Genomic DNA, 17,277 nt, shown 5'->3' with positions numbered 1-17,277 from the left:
GGAGGTGTTGAATGGGTCAGGTGATGTTCATCGTGTGGCGGGAGAGCGTCGAAGCGCTGCTCGTCGTCGGGATTCTTTATGCGTGGCTGAAAAACGGCGACGCCGATGCGCGGCGCGGCGTGCCGTACCTGTGGGGCGGCGTGGCGCTCGGCATCGTTGCCGCCGTCGCGCTCGGCGCGGCGCTGGTTGGCTTCACCGAAGTGCTGTCGGGCGACGCGCAGGACTACTTCCAGACCGGCATGGTGCTGGTGGCGTGCGTGCTGATCGTGCAGATGGTGCTGTGGATGAAACGCCACGGCCGCACGCTCAAGCGCGAGATGGAAGAGTCGCTGGAAAAGAGCACGCGCGACGCGAACTGGTGGGGCGTGACGATTCTCGTCGCGCTGGCCATCGCGCGCGAAGGCAGCGAGACGGTGATCTTTCTCTACGGCCTCGGCTTCGGTCAGTCGGGCCATGTGGATGCGAGCCAGTATCTCGCAGTGCTGATCGGCCTCGCGCTGGCGTTCCTCACGTTCTATCTGCTTCAGCTGGGCGGCAAGATCTTCTCGTGGCGGCACTTCTTCCGCATCACCGAGATCATGCTGCTGTTCCTCGGCGCGGGCCTGTTCCAGACCGGCGTAGACAAGCTGATCGACAAGGAAATCCTGCCGACCATCGTCGACCAGGTGTGGAACTCCTCGGCGATCCTCGACGACTCGAGCACCTTCGGCTCGCTCGTCGCGACGCTCACGGGCTACCGCGCGCATCCGGCGCTCATGAACCTGGTCGCCTATGCCGTGTACTGGCTCGTGGTGTGGTTCCTCGTGCGGCGCGCGACCGGCCGCGCGGGCGTGGTTGCGAAGAGGAAGGCAGCATGAGTTGTGCATCCGCTCGCCCGACGCAGCCAAACGGGCGCCCTGGCAAGCTCGCCCAGGCGGGCCAGTGGATGCAACGTCACGGCGCGGCGATCCGCGCCGTGCAGTGGGTCGTCGTTGCCGTCTACGCATTCCTGATTCTCGTGCCGGCGGCGATGCCGCTGCCCGGCGACACGGCGCACCTGTGGAACAACCTCACGCTCGCGGCGCAGTTCGTGTTCTGGGGCATCTGGTGGCCGTTCGTGCTGCTCTCGATGGTGATGCTCGGCCGCGTGTGGTGCGGCGTGCTCTGCCCCGAAGGCGCGCTCACCGAGTTCGCCAGCAAGTTCGGACGCGGCCGCGCGATTCCGCGCTGGATGCGCTGGGGCGGCTGGCCTTTCGTGGCCTTTGGCCTCACCACGATCTACGGTCAGATGGTGAGCGTCTACCAGTACCCCAAGGCGGTGTTGCTCGTGCTGGGCGGCTCGACGCTCGGCGCGATGGTGATCGGTTTTCTGTACGGGCGCGAGAAGCGCGTCTGGTGCAAGTATCTCTGCCCCGTGAACGGGGTTTTTGCGCTTCTCGCGCGTCTCGCGCCGTTTCGCTTCAAGGTCGACGAAGACGCCTGGCGCAACTCCTACACGCACGGCGAGCACGGCGGGCATCGCGTGATTCCCGTGAACTGCGCGCCGCTCGTGCCGCTGCGCAACATGAAGGGCGCCGCGCAGTGCCACATGTGCGGACGCTGCAGCGGCCATCGCGACGCCATTGCGCTCTCGTGGCGCTCGCCCGGGGAAGAAGTGGTCGAGTTGGGCGACAGCCAGGCGAACCCGTGGGACACCGCGCTGATTCTCTACGGCCTGCTCGGTGTGGCGATCGGCGCGTTCCACTGGACGGGCTCGCCGTGGTTTATCGGCATCAAGCAATGGCTCGCAGGCTGGCTCATCGACCGCGACATCACCTGGCCGCTCGACACGAACGCGCCGTGGTTCCTGCTCACGCATTACCCGGAGCAGAACGACGTGTTCTCGTGGCTCGACGGCACGATGATCGTGGGCTATATCGTCGCCACGGCGCTCGTGTATGGCACGGCGCTGCTCGTGATCCTCGCGGGCTCCACGGCCGTGCTCGGGCGTTTCGAGATGCGGCGCCTGCATCACTTCGCGCAGTCGCTGATTCCTCTGGCGGGCGCGGGCGTGTTCCTCGGCCTCTCGGCCACGACGCTCTCGCTTCTGCGCGCCGAGCACGTGCCGCTAGACTGGGCCGCCGAGGTGCGCATTGCGATTCTCGTCATCACGAATCTCTGGAGCGCCTGGCTCGCCTGGCGTGTGACGGGCCGCTACAGCTCGCGGTTCTGGCAGCGCGCACTGGCGTTCGCGGGCTTCGCGCTCGCGCTCGCCGTGGTGGACAGCGCGTGGTGGCTCATGTTCTGGGGCTGGGTGCGCTGACGTTTCTTCGTCTGCCGCTGATATAGCCGACATACGAGGCATCAGCGCGTCGCGGCACAAGTCTGGGTTACTCTCAAAGACCGGGTTGGCTATCTTGCCAAACCCGGTTTTTGACTTTTCGGAGAGACGCATGCGAACGCGAGCAGTACTGACCGACGAAGACGTGATCCGGGTAGCCGACGCAGCCGTTGCGCACGCCCGCGCGAATGAATGGATCGTGACGATTGCCATCGTCGATGATGGCGGCCATCTGCTGTATCTACGCCGGCTCGACGCCGCCTCGCCCATTACCTCGGAGATCGCCGTAGCCAAGGCCCGCACCGCCGCGCTAGGGCGCCGCGAGAGCAAGGTCTACGAGGACGTCATCAAGCAGGGCCGCACGGCGTTTCTCAGCGCGCCGCTCACCGGCATGCTGGAAGGCGGCGTGCCCGTGATCGTGAACGGCGATGTCATTGGCGCGGTAGGGGTGTCGGGCGTGAAGTCCGATCAGGATGCGGCTATTGCGCGTGCCGGCATTGTGGCGCTTGGGGTCGAGTAAGCGCATCCATCGCCGCGCGTAGCGGCGCCAGAAAAACAAAAGCCGCGGACCGTGCCGCGGCTTTTGCTCGGGGTGCATAGCCTCGGGCGGCTCACGCTTCGCGCGCCGCCCCGTGCTTTGCATGGGACCGGAGTAAGCGCTAAAGCGCCAACTCCGGATCGACACAGGTGTGAGAACAAAAAAATGGCGTGGCTTGCTTCGACGGCTGGCTTGAAGCTTGAAGGATGTCTGCACGAAGGGGTCTAGATCTCGCGTGCAAGCCGTCGTTGCTGGCTAATGCCCCAACGCCTCTCAGAGGAGGCGGTCCCCACAATACCCGGTTGAAACCTCGCGGTTTCCTATTTCGTCAGGATCAGCTTGCCGAGCCGGGTGGCCCGCAGCTGATACGTCTCGCCGTTGTGCATGATGCTCACATGGCTGCGGCCTTGCAGCAGCGCCGCGCTATCCAGCTTGCGCTCGTCGCCTGGCGCGGCGGCCGCCGTTTCGGCGATCTTGCGCGGCTTCGGCTGAGCGACGGCAGGTTTGGGCCGTGCGCTGGTCAGTGCCGAGCTGCCGTTGCGGCGCAAGCTTAGCGTGGAGGTGCGGTTCAGTTCGGTCATGAACGTGACGTCTTTGTCTCGATTCGATGGAATGATTCTAAATGATAATCGTTCACATTTACAACTACGAGATATTCATCGAAATCGAACACCGATAGCCTGAGCCGAAGCGGGCGTTGTGTCATGAATCGGCGTTTGCCATCCCGCACAGGGCGGTTTGACAAACGCCGGGTGCCTTCAGTGCAGCGCGTTCGGCGCGTTGCCGTCGCCTTGCACGAACTGGCGGATGAGCCGCACGGTGTCGATATCCGACTCGCGATAAGCCGACTTCACGATCTCGGAGGTCTGGCGATCGTCCTCGGTGTCGGCGGTCGGCAGCGTCGTGCGGTACTCAAAGCGCAGAAAGAGCTGCAGCGGATCGGGCTGCTCGATCGTCATCGTGAGCGAGCCGCCCACGTACTCGGGCGTTGCCATGATGTCGTAGCGCACGCTCTCGTTGGGTGTGAGCGTGACGCGGTCGCGCACCGTGGCGTGGCCATAGTGCAGCTCGCGCTCCATCGTGCTCTCGGTGCGCGAGAGGATCGTGCAGCTGTCGAGCCCGATCACGAAGAGCTGCGGCTGCTCGGCGCGCAGCACCAGCCCTTCCCACAGCTGCTCGCGCGTCATGGCCTCGACGAGCGGGTTCAGCGGATCGTTGATCTGGATGAGGTGTTCGAAATTCAAGGCGGCGCCTTCCTGTGTTTGTGTCCTTGCGCCGCCGCTCAAGCGACGACGAGGCCCGTGCGGATCGCGATCGTGTTCGTGAGCACCTTGTGGACCGGGCAGGCGTTGGCGATCTGCAGCAGGCGCTCGCGCTGCTCTTCGGTGAGTGCGCCTTCGAGCGCGATCTGGCGGTCGATCCTGGTGCCTTCGCTGCCGGTTTCCATCGTGAGCTTCACGCGTACGCCTTCGAGCGGCCACTCCTTGCGCTGCGCGTACATCTTCAGCGTGATGGAAGTGCAGGCGCCAAGGCTCGAGAGCAAGAGCGAGAAGGGCGACGGTCCGCGGTCGCCGCCGCCGAGCGAGGCGGGTTCGTCCGCGATCCAGGTGTGGGTGCCGTCGTCGAACTGGACCTGATAGTTCGTCGAGCCAATGTGTGCGGTGACTGCGGGTTCGGCCATGCGCTCCTCGCGGGCGGGACGGTTAAAGAGGGACGGGCGCGCGACCTGCGTTGCGCGCTCCGGAAACCTTATTGTGACGGAAAGCGGGCGTGCCTGTGGCGATGCGACAGAACCCGCTGCGGCGCTCGCCCCGGATTCAGTGAGCGATGCGTCCCATGCGCCCGGCTTGATAGTCGAGCACCGCCTGGCGGATCTCCTGCTCCGTGTTCATCACGAACGGGCCGTAGCGCACGACCGGTTCGTTCAGCGGCACGCCGCCGATCAGCAGCACCTCGAGCGGCGCGCTCGCGTCGGCCGGAGCGGCGATCGTGACGGTGTCGCCGTCGCTCGCGAACGTCACCATCTGCTGGGCATCGATGGCTTGCCCCTGCGGGCCGTACAGACCGGTGCCCGAGAGCCCGTATGCAAACACGCGGTATTCGCTCGGCACCGGCTGCTCCACGCGCGCGCCGGGCGCGAGCGTGAAGTGCTGGTAGAGAATCGGCGTGCGCGTTTCGATTGCGGCCTTTGCACCGAGCGCTTCGCCGGCAATGACCTTCACCGAGACCTTGCCGTCCTTCGAGCGGCCCACCGGAATTTGCTCCGTGGGCAGTTCCTGGTAGCGCGGCGCCATCATTTTGTCGCGCGCGGGCAGGTTCACCCACAGCTGCAGACCATGCATGCGGCCGCCCGTGCGCGTGAATTCGGGGTCGGGCATTTCGCTGTGGATCACGCCTGCGCCGGCCGTCATCCATTGCACGTCGCCGGGGCGCAGCGTGCCCGAGTGGCCCGCCGAGTCCTTATGGCCGAAGCGGCCCTCGACCATGTAAGTGACGGTTTCGAAACCGCGGTGCGGGTGGTCGGGCGCACCCTTGGCCTCGCCGGGCGCGTAATCAACGGGGCCCATCTCGTCGAGCAGCAGGAACGGATCGAAGTCCATCAGCTGGCGGGTCGGGAACGGCCGATGGACGATGAATCCGCCACCCTCGGTGGTGCGAACTGCGGGATAAACGCGTTCGATCGTGCGGGTCGTGGTCATGGATCTCACCTCGAATTGTGGGAATTGCGTTATATGCGAAACAAACCGCTATTATAGGTACCCAATTTGGCCTGTTTTACGGCCTCATCGCAATGGATTGTCCCATCGCTGGAACGACGACATGAAAATCGATTCGCATAACCTCAACGACCTGATGTACTTCTCGCAGGTGATCGAGCATGGCGGCTTTTCCGCTGCCGAACGCGTGCTTGGCATCTCGAAGTCGCGTCTGTCGCGACGGGTGAGCGAACTCGAGGCCTCGCTCGGCGTGCGCCTGTTGCAGCGCTCCACGCGCAAGCTCGCGCTGACGGAGGCGGGCGAACTCTTCTACGAGCATTGCCGTGCGATGCTCGCCGAAGCGCAGGCCGCGGTGAACGTCGTTCAGTCGCTGCGCTCGTCGCCGCGCGGCACGGTGCGCGTGAGTGTGCCCGTCACGCTTTCGCAGACCATCTTTTCGCAGGTGATTCCTGAATTCATGCATCGCTACCCCGAGGTGCGGGTGGTGATGCGCGTGACGAACCGCGTGATCGACCTGTTCGAAGATTCCGTGGATATCGCGCTGCGCGTGCGCTCCGAGCCGCCGCAGAACGCCAATATCGTGGTGCGGCCGCTGTGGCGCACCGAGCAGATGCTGGTGGGTGCGCCGAGCCTGCTCTCGCAGAACGCGCCGCCGCTCACCCCCGAGGACCTTTCGCGCTTCGAAACGCTCGATACACCCACGGGCGACGGGCGCCACGTGTTCCAGCTCATCGCACCCGATGGCACGCGTCATTCACACGAACACGAGCCGCGCCTCATCACCGCGGATCTCACGACGATCCGTGAGGCCGCCTTGCAAGGCCTTGGCATCGCTGCATTGCCGGAGATGATGTATGGCGCCGCGCTGCGCACGGGCAAGCTCTCGCCCGTGATGCCGGGCTGGACGTTGCCGGTGCCGCAACTCTATGCGGTATTCCTCTCGCGTCAGGGTATGGTTCCCGCCGTGCGCGCCTTCGTCGATTACCTCGTGGAAGTGCTCGATGCCGATAAAAGCTTGCAGCAGGAGTGTCCGCTCAGAAGCGACGTTGCCGCGCTTGCAGCGAAGGCAGAAGGGCAGAGCACACCGAGCGCGCAGGTTGGGCTGCCACGCACAAAGAGCGCCAGCAAGATCGAAACGGCATGAAGCTTTGCGAACGTGCACGCGCGTGCGCTTGTATGAAGCTTGGCTTGCTGCGCAGTGCATTCGTGCATTACGTATAGCGCCATTTGTTTTTAGGCATTCAAGCGTGACCAGCCATCGCTACATTCAATGGCCTAACTCTTGTAGGCGTGAAGCGAGAGGAATATATTGAAGTCCTTCTCGCCAAGCACCGGTCTTGAGCGGGAATTGATGGCCGCTATCATAGTGGGCCTTCAGGGCCGAAAGCGCAGTCCGTGTTGCCCACGGCAGTCGCATGTGCCGGTGTGAACCGATCGATTGTCGGGGAGTCGCCGCCACCGCCCGAATGCGCCGCGTGCGCACGAAAAAAGGCCTTCATCTGACGATGAAGGCCTTTTACTTTGTACCGCTGAATTAAGCGTGCTGCGCGCACCGATGCACGCAGCGAGCCGCTTAGTGATGCGCCGGGTCGGTGACGAAGCCAAGCTTCGTGAGGCCGCCGCTCTGCGCCGCGGACATCACCTGTGCAACGCGTTCGTATTGCACCTTGCGGTCCGCGTTCAAATGCAGTTCCGGCTGCGGCGTGGTTTGCGCCGCGGCCGCGATCTTCTGGTTCAGCGCTGCGTCGTCCACTTGCGTGCCGTCCCACAGCACCGTGCCGTCCGCTTCGATCGAGATATTGATCTGCGCGGGCTTCGTGTCTTCCTTCTGGCTGCTCGCGTGCGGCAGGTCGATCTTCACGGCGTGACGAATCACGGGAATCGTCACCATGAAAACGATCAGGAGAACCAACATGACGTCGACGAGCGGCGTCATGTTGATTTCGTTCATCAGGCCATCGTCGTCGTCGCTGGCAAAGGGGCTCATCGCCATGATGCTTGCCTCCGCTCTTTAATGGCTGCGCGCAGCGACACGCAGGTTGCCCGTGTTGCCTTCCTTCGACTGGCCACGGGCCGTCGAGGAGAGGCGCGCGCCCGTCACGAAGAAGGCATGCAGGCCGTGCGCGAAGCGGTTGAGCTTCGAGACGATTGCCTTGTTGGCGCGGGTGAGGGCGTTGTAGCCAAGCACGGCGGGAATGGCGACGAACAGGCCGAACGCGGTCATGATGAGCGCTTCACCCACCGGGCCGGCCACGGCGTCGATCGAGGTTTGGCCCGTTGCGCCAATCGTAAGCAGTGCGTGATAGATGCCCCACACCGTGCCAAACAGGCCGACGAACGGCGCCGTGCTGCCGATCGAGGCAAGAATGGCGAGGCCGCTTTGCATCTTCGCGACCGACTCGTCCATGGTGTCCTTAAGGCAGCGCGTGACCCAGTCCGACACGTCCATGCGGTCGTGCAGATGCGGCTGCGTCTGGTGATGATGATCGGCGGCTTCCTGGCCCGACAGCGCGAGCGCGAGGAACGGGTTGTCTTCAGGCGAGCCGCTGCCGAGTTTCTTCACGCCGTCGGCGAGATCGTCCGAGTGCCAGAACTGCTGCTCGGCGTTCTTCGTGAGGCGCTTGAGTCGCGCGACGTTCCAGCCCTTCACGACGATCACGCACCACGACAGCACCGACATGATCAACAGCGCGAGCGCGATGCCGCGCGTCACGAAATCCCCTTGCGCCCAGACGTGGGCGATACCGTAGTTCTGCATTGTTAGTCCTCTTTATTCAATTCATGAAAGCGTGTGACTTCAGCCGGTCAATCGTTCAGGCTGAACTCGAAGGGTTGCGTGTAGGCCGCGCGCACGGCTTCGCCGTTTTCCAGGTACGGCTTGCACGAGCTTTGGCGCATCGCGTCGAGCGCGGCGTCGTCGAGGCGGGCGGAGCCGCTCGACTTCTTCAGCTCGATGTTCTCGATCTTGCCGGTGAGGCCCACGACGAAGTGCACGAAGGCCGTGCCCGTTTCGCCGCGCCGGCGCGAGAGCGTCGGATAGTCGGGCTGCACGATGCGGCAGTCGAGGTGCGATACGTTCTTGGGCGCCGAAAGCGCCATGGTCGGCTTGGCGTCGGTGGCCGCGGCGGCTTGCGGTGCGGGCGCGGGCGGCGTGGGAGCCGGCGGCGTTGGCGCGCTAGGCGCGGCCGACTCGATCGCGTGCTGCGAGGGCGCTTCGGCCACGGGCAGCGGAGTCGGCTTGGGCTTGGGCTGCACCTTCGGCTTTTCGCGCGTCACGTGCGGGACCGGCTTGGGCGGTGGCGGCGTGGGCGTGGACTGAATCGCAGCGGGGGCGGCGACCGGCTCGGGCTTGAGCAGTTCGGCCGTCATCGTTTGCGACTGGAGTGCGACGGGCGTCACGGGTTCGCGCTTCATCAGCACGACGCCGATGAGCGCGGCATGCAGCGCGACCACGATCGCGCTCGCCGTGACGACACGGCGATTGACGTGAACAGTGGAAGACGGCAGCGTGCCAGCGGTGGTTTGGAAAGCCTGCATGTTTAGCGTGGCTGCCATGCGGACAGCGGCGCGCAGGCGAACCGGCGCGTCGTGTCGGGCAGCTTTATTTGCGAAAGATCAACAGCGAGATGCACAGCGTCGTTACGAATCCGATCAGCAATTCCATCACGACCTCCTTTGAGGGTCACGAGCGGTAGCTGGCTGGTCGGGAGACGGGCTTGCTGTCGGCGGCGATTTGACGTCCGCGGCGCCTGGCACGCGAGGCGCCTTTGGCTAAGCGGGCGGACGGGGCGGGCGCGCATCGGTGGCTGGATGCGCGCCATGGCTTCAGGCAGCCTTGCGCTCGTAAAACGTGAGCGGAACCGCATGAGGGACTACGGCGGGGGCGACCGGATGCGTCACCCCGCAGCGGCTCGCGCAAACACCGCTTTGCGCCATCACGTCACGAACGGATTCTTCGCACTTGCCGCAGCAGGTCGCGACGCCGAGCTCGAACTGCAGCTCGTCGAAAGAATCCATGCCTTCCTCGATGGAGGCGCGGATCGTCCGGTCGGAGACGGATTTGCAAACGCAGACAATCATGATGGACCGCAATAGAGAGAGTTAATGCGAATTATTATCATTATGTTTGCTGGGTTTGGCAAGCGGGTAGACGGATTTTTTGTAACAAAACCGGATGTTTAGCAGGGGTTTTGCTTTGGGTCAGGAAATGACGGACGAGAGAGGGATGGTTGCCAAGGCGCTGAACGGGCCGGCAAGCGGTCAGCCGTGGCATTAGCCCCGCAGGTTTGGGTAGCGGCGATGGAGCTTGCTAGCGGGCTTCAGGCAGGAGCCAGATGGTACGCGGGCGGTGAGTCAGGCGCGCAGAAACGGGGTTGAAACGACAACACCCTGCGAAACGCGAATCGCAAACTCTGGAATTGCGCCTGGTGTAGCGCCGGCGCGTCAGGCCGCGTTCGCTTCGAGTTCCCGCGTGCGGCGCGAGGGGATGACCACGCGTTCGACATTGGCGTCGAGCCCCAGCAGCGCGGCGGCCAGCTCATGCAAATGCGCGCCGTCGCTCGTCGAGCAGAAGCGGATGTCGTCGGCGCCCGCGCCTGCAGGCTCGCCGCCCGCGCGCAGGCCGTGCTGGTCGAGCACGCGTTCGAGCTGCCGGGCGATGGCGACGCTCGTGTCGACGAGCGTCATGCGTTCGCCGACGATCGAGCGGATCGCGGTGTCGAGAAACGGGTAGTGCGTGCAGCCGAGCACGAGCGTGTCGGCGCCCGCGTCGAGCATGGGCTCGACGTAGGCGCGCAGCAGCGCGAGCAATTCGGCCGAACTAATGTCGCAGCGCTCCACGGCTTCCACGAGGCCATGGCCAGGCTGGCACAGCACGCGCAGGTCGGCGGCGTGACGTTCCACGAGCGCCTGAAAGCGTGCGCTGCGCAGCGTGACCTGGGTGGCGAGCACGCCGGCCACGCGCGATTTCGAAACCAGCGCCGCCGGCTTGATCCCAGGCTCCACCCCGACGAGCGGGACGGAGAGCCGCTCGCGCACGAGCGCGATGGACTGCGCCGTGGCCGTGTTGCAGGCCACCACCAGCGCCTTCGCACCCTGCGCGACAAGCCATTCGCAGATCGCGAGCGTGCGGTCGGCAATGAAGTCGTCGTCGCGCTGGCCATACGGCGCGTAGCGCGAGTCGGCGACGTACACGAGCCGTTCCGCGGGCAGCAGCGCGCGCACGGCGCGAAGCACCGAAAGGCCGCCGAGACCGGAGTCGAAAATGCCGACAGGCGCAGCGCGGGAAGAGGCCGGTAGGTTCACGGAGATGGGCGCAGAAGGGTGGGTGCGCATCCGCAAGGCGGACGGATGCGCGCAAGCCGAGAGGCGTGCGATCAGGATTCTACCGAACCCATGGCCGACTGCTGGTAATTCTGGATGCCGATCTTACCGATGAGGTCGAGTTGCGTTTCGAGCCAGTCGATATGCTCTTCGGTGTCGTCGAGAATCTTCACGAAGATTTCGCGCGAAATGAAATCACGCACCGATTCGCAATACACAATGGCTTCCTTGCAGGTGGACTGCGAAATCTGTTCGAGCTTCAAATCGCACTCGATGATTTCCTTGGTTTCTTCACCAATCAGCAGCTTGTGCAGGTCTTGCAGGTTCGGCAGACCGTCGAGCATGAAAATACGTTCGATGAGCCAGTCGGCATGCTTCATTTCGCCGATCGATTCGTCATATTCATGCTTGCCGAGTTTCTCGAGGCCCCAGTGCTTGTACATGCGGGCATGCAGAAAATACTGATTGATAGCCGTGAGCTCGTTCTTGAGCTGCGCGTTCAGATATTCGATGACCTTCTTGTCGCCTTGCATAGTCTTTCCTTTCTTTGTGGGGCGGTGGCTGGTTTCCAACAATAAACGCTCAATACACAAAAGCCAAGGCCGAATCTACGTTGAATTGCGGTAAATATCGGCGATTTACTGTGTGCTGAGAATTAATCTCAGTACGCTTTCTCGCGGCGCAAATAAAAACCGGGGCGCGAGGCCCCGGTTTTTAAACAGGCATCAGGCGAGCATCAAACCGTGGCGACCGGAATCTTGCCGATCTTTGCTTGCCATTCGGCGGGGCCGGTCTTGTGGACCGAGGTGCCCGACGAATCGACCGCGACCGTCACCGGCATGTCCTGCACGTCGAACTCGTAGATGGCTTCCATGCCGAGGTCTTCGAACGCGAGGACCTTCGAGCCGCGGATCGCCTTCGAAACGAGGTAAGCCGCGCCGCCCACCGCCATCAGGTAAGCCGCCTTGTGCTTCTGGATCGCCTCGATCGCGACCGGGCCGCGCTCGGCCTTGCCGACCATCGAGATGAGGCCCGTTTGCGAGAGCATCAGTTCGGTGAACTTGTCCATGCGGGTGGCCGTGGTGGGGCCTGCCGGGCCGACCACTTCGTCGCGCACCGGATCGACCGGGCCAACGTAGTAGATCACGCGGTTCTTGAAGTCCACCGGCAGCTTCTCGCCCTTCGCGAGCATGTCGGCGATGCGCTTGTGCGCGGCGTCGCGGCCCGTGAGCATCTTGCCCGAGAGCAAGAGCGTCTGGCCCGGCTTCCACGAAGCGACTTCTTCCGGCGTGAGCGTGTTGAGGTCAACGCGCTTGCTGGTTTCCGTGTTCGGTTCCCAGTTGACCTTCGGCCATGCGTCGAGCGAGGGCGCTTCGAGCTTGGCCGGGCCCGAGCCGTCGAGCACGAAGTGCGCGTGGCGCGTGGCCGCGCAGTTCGGGATCATCGCGACGGGCTTCGAAGCGGCGTGCGTGGGAGCCGCGTGAATCTTCACGTCGAGCACGGTGGCGAGGCCGCCCAGACCCTGCGCGCCGATGCCGAGCGCGTTGACCTTCTCGTGCAGTTCTACGCGCAGTTCTTCGATCCAGTCCTTCGGACCGCGCTTGATGATGTCCTGAATGTCGATGGACTCCATCAGCGATTCCTTCGCCATCAGCATCGCCTTTTCGGCGGTGCCGCCGATGCCGATGCCGAGCATGCCCGGCGGGCACCAGCCCGCGCCCATCGTCGGCACGGTCTTGAGCACCCAGTCCACGATCGAGTCGGACGGGTTGAGCATGACGAACTTCGACTTGTTCTCCGAGCCGCCACCCTTGGCCGCCACCTGAACGTCGACCTTGTCACCCGGCACGATCTCGTAGTGGATCACGGCCGGCGTGTTGTCCTTCGTGTTCTTGCGGCCGCCTTCGGGCGGGCTCACGATCGAGGCGCGCAGCACGTTGTCCGGGTTCAGGTAACCGCGGCGCACGCCTTCGTTGATCATGTCGGTCACGCCCATCGTGGCGCCGTCCCAACGCACGTCCATGCCGACCTTCACGAAGATCGTGACGATGCCGGTGTCCTGGCAGATCGGGCGGCGGCCTTCGGCGCACATGCGGCTGTTCGTGAGGATCTGCGCGATCGCGTCCTTCGCGGCCGGGCTCTCTTCGAGCTCGTACGCGCGGCCGAGTGCCTCGATGTAGTCCTGCGGATGGTAGTAGCTGATGTATTGCAGCGAATCCGCAATGCTCTGGATGAGGTCTTCCTGTTTGATGACGGTCATGGCTAGCTTCTGTGGGGACGGGTGTTTTGAATTTATGTACAGCGAGCGCGGTTCAGTCTGCGTCGGCGGTTTCGGGAACCGCCTGACGCGCGAGCGCATGCCCGCCTGGCACCGGATGGCGCGCGGCGAGCTCCTGATAGTGTTCGGGGTGCGTATGCGTGGTGATGCGGTCGATCCACGCCATCACGAGCGCGGAAGCGAGGAACGCCACGTGGATGATCACCTGCCACATCACCGTATGCGACGAAGCGGCGTCGGGATTGATGAAGGTCTTGAGCAGGTGGATCGACGAAATGCTAATGAGCGCCATGGCGAGCTTGACCTTCAGCACGCCGGCGTTCACGTGGTCGAGCCATTCGGGCTCGTCGGGATGGCCTTCGAGATTCAGGCGCGAGACGAAGGTCTCGTAGCCGCCCACGATCACCATGATGAGCAGGTTCGAGATCATCACCACGTCGATCAGGCCGAGCACGGCCAGCATGATGCTGGTTTCGTCGAGCGTGGTGGCGTGGCTCACGAGGTGCCAGACCTCCTTGAGGAACAGCACGCAGTACACGGCTTGCGCGACGATCAGACCCAGATAGAGCGGCACCTGCAGCCAGCGGCTCATGAAGATGATGCTGGGCAGCGGACGCATGCGGCGACGGGCTTTACCCGGTGCGGCGGCGGAAGGCGGCTGGGGGCGTGCGGCGGACATGGGCAATCACGGTGGCGAAATCGGGCGGGGCCGCAGGGGCGAGGTCGTCTGGTTGGGGCCAGAAGGCGCGCGCGAGGGGCCGGGCGGGCGCTATTGTACAGCGTCGCAGGAGGGACCCGCCGGGATTCCGACAGGCCCGCGCCCGCTGCGATGCTTTCAACCTGATTACGCGGCGCTCATGAGACCACGGTCGGCAGACGCTTTGCCTTGAGGCTCGCGAGCCCGATGCCGGCTACCACGCAGGCGAGCGCAATGCCGTGCGCGGGTGTGGGGCGCTCGCCAAGGAACGTGATGCCATAGAGAGCGGCCGCCACGGGCAGCACGGCGGTAAACACGCCCGCGATACTGCCCGGCACGTGGCGAATGCCCATCATCCAGAGACAGAACGAGAACACGCTCGCCGAAAGCCCGTACCAGAGCGCGAGCCACCAGATGCCTGCGGGCACGGCAGAAAAATCGAACGACAGTGCGCCGGGCAGTCCCACGGGCAGCATCAGCAGAAAGCCGAACAAGTGTGTGTATGCGCAGATGTCGAGTGGCGCGAGCGTTTGGGTGAGCCGGCGCGACAGGATCACATAGAGCGATTCGCAGCACACCGCGCCGAGCACCATCAGGTTGCCGACGAACGAGCTTGCGCCGGTATCGCCGCCGCCCACGTGTGCGAGATTGATGACGGCGATGCCGGCAATGGCGAGCGCGATGGAGGCGAGCGCGCGCGCATCGGGGCGCTCGCGCAGGAAGAGCCAGGAGAAGAGGGCGACCACGGCGGGAATCGTGCTCGTGATGACGCCGGCCGCGACCGCGCTCGTGCGATGCACGCCGCCGAGCATCAGCAGCGTAAACCCGAATGTCCCAAAGAGCGCCTGGAGGAACAGATTGACCCATTCGCCGCGCTTCACCTGTTGCATTTTGGAGCGGCGCAGCAGCGGGCCGAGCACCGCGAGGGCGACCACGAAGCGCAGCAGCGCGAAGAGTGGAACAGGAATGAAGGCGACGATCGACTTGCCGATGCCGACGTTGCTGCCCACGAGCAGCATCGAGGCAATGAGAAACATGTAATAGCGATTCAAGCTGGAATCCGGGTGCGCAGTTCAGTTAGCATTCTAAATGTCTGCTTACTTGCGTGCCATGGCGCGCGACTTGCAATGCCTGCATGTGCGCGCGTAAGTGGGTGGTAAGTTGCTACGCTTAATCTTGCCGGCATGGGTGGTTTGCGCCGATCGTCTTGCCGCACGTTCGTGCTGCGAGTCGTGCTCAGAAGCGCGCCGCCATGCATGCTGCAATGCCACAATGGCGGCTTGCAGCGCAAGCCAATAGCGCCGCGCGCCCGTATGGGCGGCGGCGCACGGAGACGGCGCGCAGGGGCATTGAAGATGCTCATGCGTGTCCACGAGTTTGACGTTTCATCTTCACCAAGGGGTTGTCGATGTCTGCGATTGAATCGGTTCTTCAGGAACGCCGCGTCTTTGCGCCTTCCGAGCAAACGGTGGCTGGCGCCACGGTGTCCGGCATGGACGCCTACAAGGCGCTGTGCGCCGAAGCCGAACGCGATTACGAAGGCTTCTGGGCGCGCCTCGCGCGTGAAACGCTGACCTGGCAAAAGCCGTTCACGAAGGTGCTCGACGAATCGAAAGCGCCGTTCTACACGTGGTTCGAAGACGGCGAACTCAACGCCTCGTACAACAGCCTCGACCGCCACGTCGAAGCGGGCAATGGCGAGCGCGTCGCGATCGTCTTCGAAGCCGACGACGGCACCGTCACGAACGTCACCTACAAGGACCTGCTCGCGCGCGTCTCGCGCTTCGCCAATGCGCTGAAGAAACGCGGCGTGAAGAAGGGCGACCGCGTGGTCATCTACATGCCGATGTCGGTCGAAGGCGTAGTCGCCATGCAGGCCTGCGCACGTATTGGCGCGACGCACTCGGTGGTGTTCGGCGGCTTCTCGTCGAAGTCGCTCAACGAACGCATGGTCGACGTGGGCGCGGTCGCGCTCATCACCGCCGACGAACAGATGCGCGGCGGCAAGGCGCTGCCGCTGAAGAACATCGCCGACGAAGCGCTCGCCATGGGCGGCTGCGAAGCGGTGCACAGCGTGATCGTGTACCAGCGCACGGGTGGCAAGGTCGCCTGGCGCGAAGGCCGCGACCACTGGATGCACGAAGTCTCGGCGGCCGAGAGCGACACGTGCGCGCCGGTGCCCGTGGGCGCGGAACACCCGCTCTTCATCCTCTACACGTCGGGGTCGACGGGCAAGCCGAAGGGCGTGCAGCACAGCACGGGCGGCTACTTGCTGTGGGCCGCGCAAACCATGAAGTGGACCTTCGACTACAAGCCGAGCGACGTGTTCTGGTGCACGGCCGACATCGGCTGGATCACGGGCCACAGCTACATTGCTTATGGACCGCTCTCGATCGGCGCGACCCAGGTGGTGTTCGAAGGCGTGCCCACGTACCCGAACGCGGGCCGCTTCTGGGACATGATCGCCAAGCACAAGGTCACAGTGTTCTACACGGCGCCCACCGCCATTCGCTCGCTCATCAAGATGTCCGAAGCCGATGCGAAGGTGCACCCGAAGAGCTACGACCTTTCGTCGCTGCGCATTCTCGGCACGGTTGGCGAGCCGATCAATCCCGAAGCGTGGGTGTGGTACTACGAAAACGTGGGCGGCAAGCGCTGCCCGATCGTCGATACGTGGTGGCAGACCGAAACGGGCGGCCACATGATCACGCCGCTGCCGGGCGCGACGCCGCTCGTACCGGGCTCGTGCACGCTGCCGCTGCCAGGCATCATGGCCGCGATCGTCGACGAAACCGGCCAGGACGTGCCGAACGGGCAGGGCGGCATTCTCGTCGTCAAGCGCCCGTGGCCGTCGATGATCCGCAACGTCTGGGGGCAGCCGGAACGCTACAAGTCGGGCTACTTCCCCGAGGAACTGGGCGGCACGCTGTATCTGGCGGGCGACGGCAGCGTGCGCGACAAGGACACCGGCTACTTCACGATCATGGGCCGTATCGACGACGTGCTGAACGTCTCGGGGCACCGCCTTGGCACGATGGAGATCGAGTCGGCGCTGGTGGCGAACCCGCTCGTGGCCGAAGCCGCCGTGGTGGGCCGCCCCGACGACACCACCGGCGAAGCCGTGGTGGCGTTCGTGGTGCTCAAGGCCACGCGTCCGCAGGGCGACGAGGCCGTGAAGCTTGCCAACGATCTGCGCGCCTGGGTGGGCAAGGAAATCGGCCCGATCGCGAAGCCGAAGGACATCCGCTTCGGCGAAAACCTGCCGAAGACGCGTTCGGGCAAGATCATGCGCCGCCTGCTGCGCTCGCTCGCGAAGGGCGAGGCGATCACGCAGGACGTTTCCACGCTGGAAAACCCGGCGATTCTCGATCAGCTTGGCGAATCGCTCTAAACGCTGAGGTTCGCGCGGCGCCTTGCCTGGCGCCG

Annotated in this window: 18 protein-coding genes; 5 read left to right on the top strand and 13 right to left on the bottom strand. The window is 64.2% G+C overall.

Translation table 11 applies throughout. The features are described 5' to 3' along the window. Positions 1–11: 11 nt before the first annotated feature. From U5A52_RS20945 to U5A52_RS20935, 3 genes are all read left to right on the top strand, one after another. Positions 12–857: an FTR1 family iron permease gene (locus tag U5A52_RS20945; protein WP_321912404.1), complete on the top strand. Its 846-nt coding sequence runs from the start codon at positions 12–14 to the stop codon at positions 855–857. Continuing rightward, positions 854–2,281, top strand: a complete 1,428-nt coding sequence (locus tag U5A52_RS20940; protein WP_321936078.1) for a 4Fe-4S binding protein — start codon at positions 854–856, stop codon at positions 2,279–2,281. Before U5A52_RS20945 ends, U5A52_RS20940 begins: the two co-directional genes overlap by 4 nt. Before the next feature lie 130 nt (positions 2,282–2,411). Beyond that, entirely contained in the window at positions 2,412–2,819 is a 408-nt protein-coding gene (locus tag U5A52_RS20935) for a GlcG/HbpS family heme-binding protein (protein ID WP_321936077.1), read from the top strand. A 338-nt stretch (positions 2,820–3,157) separates the two neighbouring features. On the opposite strand, the gene hemP is transcribed toward U5A52_RS20935, so the two are convergent. From hemP to U5A52_RS20915, 4 genes are all read right to left on the bottom strand, one after another. Beyond that, positions 3,158–3,418 (bottom strand): hemin uptake protein HemP, encoded by a 261-nt coding sequence (gene hemP / locus U5A52_RS20930; RefSeq protein ID WP_321912397.1) that lies wholly within the window; start codon positions 3,416–3,418, stop codon positions 3,158–3,160. Positions 3,419–3,595: 177 nt separating this feature from the next. Beyond that, the gene (locus tag U5A52_RS20925; RefSeq protein WP_321912395.1) at positions 3,596–4,081 is read right to left on the bottom strand and encodes an SRPBCC family protein; all 486 of its coding nucleotides are present in this window, start codon (positions 4,079–4,081) and stop codon (positions 3,596–3,598) included. 38 nt (positions 4,082–4,119) lie between these two features. Beyond that, positions 4,120–4,518, bottom strand: a complete 399-nt coding sequence (locus U5A52_RS20920; RefSeq protein WP_321912394.1) for an OsmC family protein — start codon at positions 4,516–4,518, stop codon at positions 4,120–4,122. A 136-nt stretch (positions 4,519–4,654) separates the two neighbouring features. After that, on the bottom strand, positions 4,655–5,536 hold the full coding sequence (locus U5A52_RS20915; protein ID WP_321936076.1) for a pirin family protein: 882 nt from the start codon (positions 5,534–5,536) through the stop codon (positions 4,655–4,657). Between the two features lie 121 nt (positions 5,537–5,657). Between U5A52_RS20915 and U5A52_RS20910 the strand changes: the two genes are divergently transcribed. Next, complete coding sequence (locus tag U5A52_RS20910) at positions 5,658–6,698, top strand: LysR family transcriptional regulator (protein ID WP_321912390.1); 1,041 nt, start codon at positions 5,658–5,660, stop codon at positions 6,696–6,698. 429 nt (positions 6,699–7,127) lie between these two features. Here the strand turns inward: U5A52_RS20910 and U5A52_RS20905 are convergent, their stop codons facing one another. The 9 genes from U5A52_RS20905 to U5A52_RS20865 all read right to left on the bottom strand — a co-directional run bounded on the left by U5A52_RS20905 (position 7,128) and on the right by U5A52_RS20865 (position 14,903). Continuing rightward, entirely contained in the window at positions 7,128–7,547 is a 420-nt protein-coding gene (locus U5A52_RS20905; protein ID WP_133183537.1) for an ExbD/TolR family protein, read from the bottom strand. Between the two features lie 18 nt (positions 7,548–7,565). Next, entirely contained in the window at positions 7,566–8,312 is a 747-nt protein-coding gene (locus tag U5A52_RS20900) for a MotA/TolQ/ExbB proton channel family protein (protein ID WP_321912387.1), read from the bottom strand. A gap of 47 nt (positions 8,313–8,359) precedes the next feature. Then, positions 8,360–9,091 carry an energy transducer TonB gene (locus tag U5A52_RS20895; protein WP_321936075.1) on the bottom strand — a complete coding sequence of 244 codons (732 nt, stop codon included), beginning with the start codon at positions 9,089–9,091 and terminating at the stop codon, positions 8,360–8,362. A 288-nt stretch (positions 9,092–9,379) separates the two neighbouring features. Further along, a complete protein-coding gene (locus U5A52_RS20890) occupies positions 9,380–9,634 on the bottom strand; it encodes a bacterioferritin-associated ferredoxin (RefSeq protein ID WP_321912384.1) in 255 nt (84 codons plus the stop codon). Positions 9,635–9,997: 363 nt separating this feature from the next. Next, positions 9,998–10,858 (bottom strand): glutamate racemase, encoded by an 861-nt coding sequence (gene murI, locus U5A52_RS20885; RefSeq protein ID WP_321912382.1) that lies wholly within the window; start codon positions 10,856–10,858, stop codon positions 9,998–10,000. A 71-nt stretch (positions 10,859–10,929) separates the two neighbouring features. After that, positions 10,930–11,409, bottom strand: a complete 480-nt coding sequence (bfr, locus tag U5A52_RS20880; protein WP_233882110.1) for a bacterioferritin — start codon at positions 11,407–11,409, stop codon at positions 10,930–10,932. 203 nt (positions 11,410–11,612) lie between these two features. Then, positions 11,613–13,136 (bottom strand): fumarate hydratase, encoded by a 1,524-nt coding sequence (locus U5A52_RS20875; protein ID WP_321912380.1) that lies wholly within the window; start codon positions 13,134–13,136, stop codon positions 11,613–11,615. Between the two features lie 52 nt (positions 13,137–13,188). Further along, positions 13,189–13,833: a TIGR00645 family protein gene (locus U5A52_RS20870; protein ID WP_321912378.1), complete on the bottom strand. Its 645-nt coding sequence runs from the start codon at positions 13,831–13,833 to the stop codon at positions 13,189–13,191. A gap of 176 nt (positions 13,834–14,009) precedes the next feature. After that, positions 14,010–14,903, bottom strand: a complete 894-nt coding sequence (locus tag U5A52_RS20865; RefSeq protein WP_321912376.1) for a DMT family transporter — start codon at positions 14,901–14,903, stop codon at positions 14,010–14,012. 356 nt (positions 14,904–15,259) lie between these two features. On the opposite strand from U5A52_RS20865, the gene acs reads away from it, so the two are divergent. After that, entirely contained in the window at positions 15,260–17,242 is a 1,983-nt protein-coding gene (gene acs / locus U5A52_RS20860) for an acetate--CoA ligase (RefSeq protein WP_321912374.1), read from the top strand. Positions 17,243–17,277 lie beyond the last annotated feature (35 nt).

Origin of the sequence: Paraburkholderia sp. J8-2, assembly GCF_905220195.1 — a bacterium.
Classification (GTDB): Bacteria; Pseudomonadota; Gammaproteobacteria; order Burkholderiales; family Burkholderiaceae; genus Paraburkholderia.
Note: the sequence above shows the minus strand (reverse complement) of the source record. Positions and strands in the feature narration are given on the sequence as shown.

What these genes read in the sequence shown, in the direction of transcription:
- U5A52_RS20900 (WP_321912387.1), bottom strand. Translation starts at nt 8,312, where the DNA reads ATGCAGAACTACGGTATCGCCCACGTCTGGGCGCAAGGGGATTTCGTG.
- U5A52_RS20905 (WP_133183537.1), bottom strand. Translation starts at nt 7,547, where the DNA reads ATGGCGATGAGCCCCTTTGCCAGCGACGACGACGATGGCCTGATGAAC.
- bfr (WP_233882110.1), bottom strand. Translation starts at nt 11,409, where the DNA reads ATGCAAGGCGACAAGAAGGTCATCGAATATCTGAACGCGCAGCTCAAG.
- U5A52_RS20915 (WP_321936076.1), bottom strand. Translation starts at nt 5,536, where the DNA reads ATGACCACGACCCGCACGATCGAACGCGTTTATCCCGCAGTTCGCACC.
- U5A52_RS20910 (WP_321912390.1), top strand. Translation starts at nt 5,658, where the DNA reads ATGAAAATCGATTCGCATAACCTCAACGACCTGATGTACTTCTCGCAG.
- U5A52_RS20945 (WP_321912404.1), top strand. Translation starts at nt 12, where the DNA reads ATGGGTCAGGTGATGTTCATCGTGTGGCGGGAGAGCGTCGAAGCGCTG.
- U5A52_RS20895 (WP_321936075.1), bottom strand. Translation starts at nt 9,091, where the DNA reads ATGCAGGCTTTCCAAACCACCGCTGGCACGCTGCCGTCTTCCACTGTT.
- U5A52_RS20935 (WP_321936077.1), top strand. Translation starts at nt 2,412, where the DNA reads ATGCGAACGCGAGCAGTACTGACCGACGAAGACGTGATCCGGGTAGCC.
- U5A52_RS20890 (WP_321912384.1), bottom strand. Translation starts at nt 9,634, where the DNA reads ATGATTGTCTGCGTTTGCAAATCCGTCTCCGACCGGACGATCCGCGCC.
- U5A52_RS20920 (WP_321912394.1), bottom strand. Translation starts at nt 4,518, where the DNA reads ATGGCCGAACCCGCAGTCACCGCACACATTGGCTCGACGAACTATCAG.
- hemP (WP_321912397.1), bottom strand. Translation starts at nt 3,418, where the DNA reads ATGACCGAACTGAACCGCACCTCCACGCTAAGCTTGCGCCGCAACGGC.
- U5A52_RS20940 (WP_321936078.1), top strand. Translation starts at nt 854, where the DNA reads ATGAGTTGTGCATCCGCTCGCCCGACGCAGCCAAACGGGCGCCCTGGC.
- U5A52_RS20870 (WP_321912378.1), bottom strand. Translation starts at nt 13,833, where the DNA reads ATGTCCGCCGCACGCCCCCAGCCGCCTTCCGCCGCCGCACCGGGTAAA.
- acs (WP_321912374.1), top strand. Translation starts at nt 15,260, where the DNA reads ATGTCTGCGATTGAATCGGTTCTTCAGGAACGCCGCGTCTTTGCGCCT.
- U5A52_RS20875 (WP_321912380.1), bottom strand. Translation starts at nt 13,136, where the DNA reads ATGACCGTCATCAAACAGGAAGACCTCATCCAGAGCATTGCGGATTCG.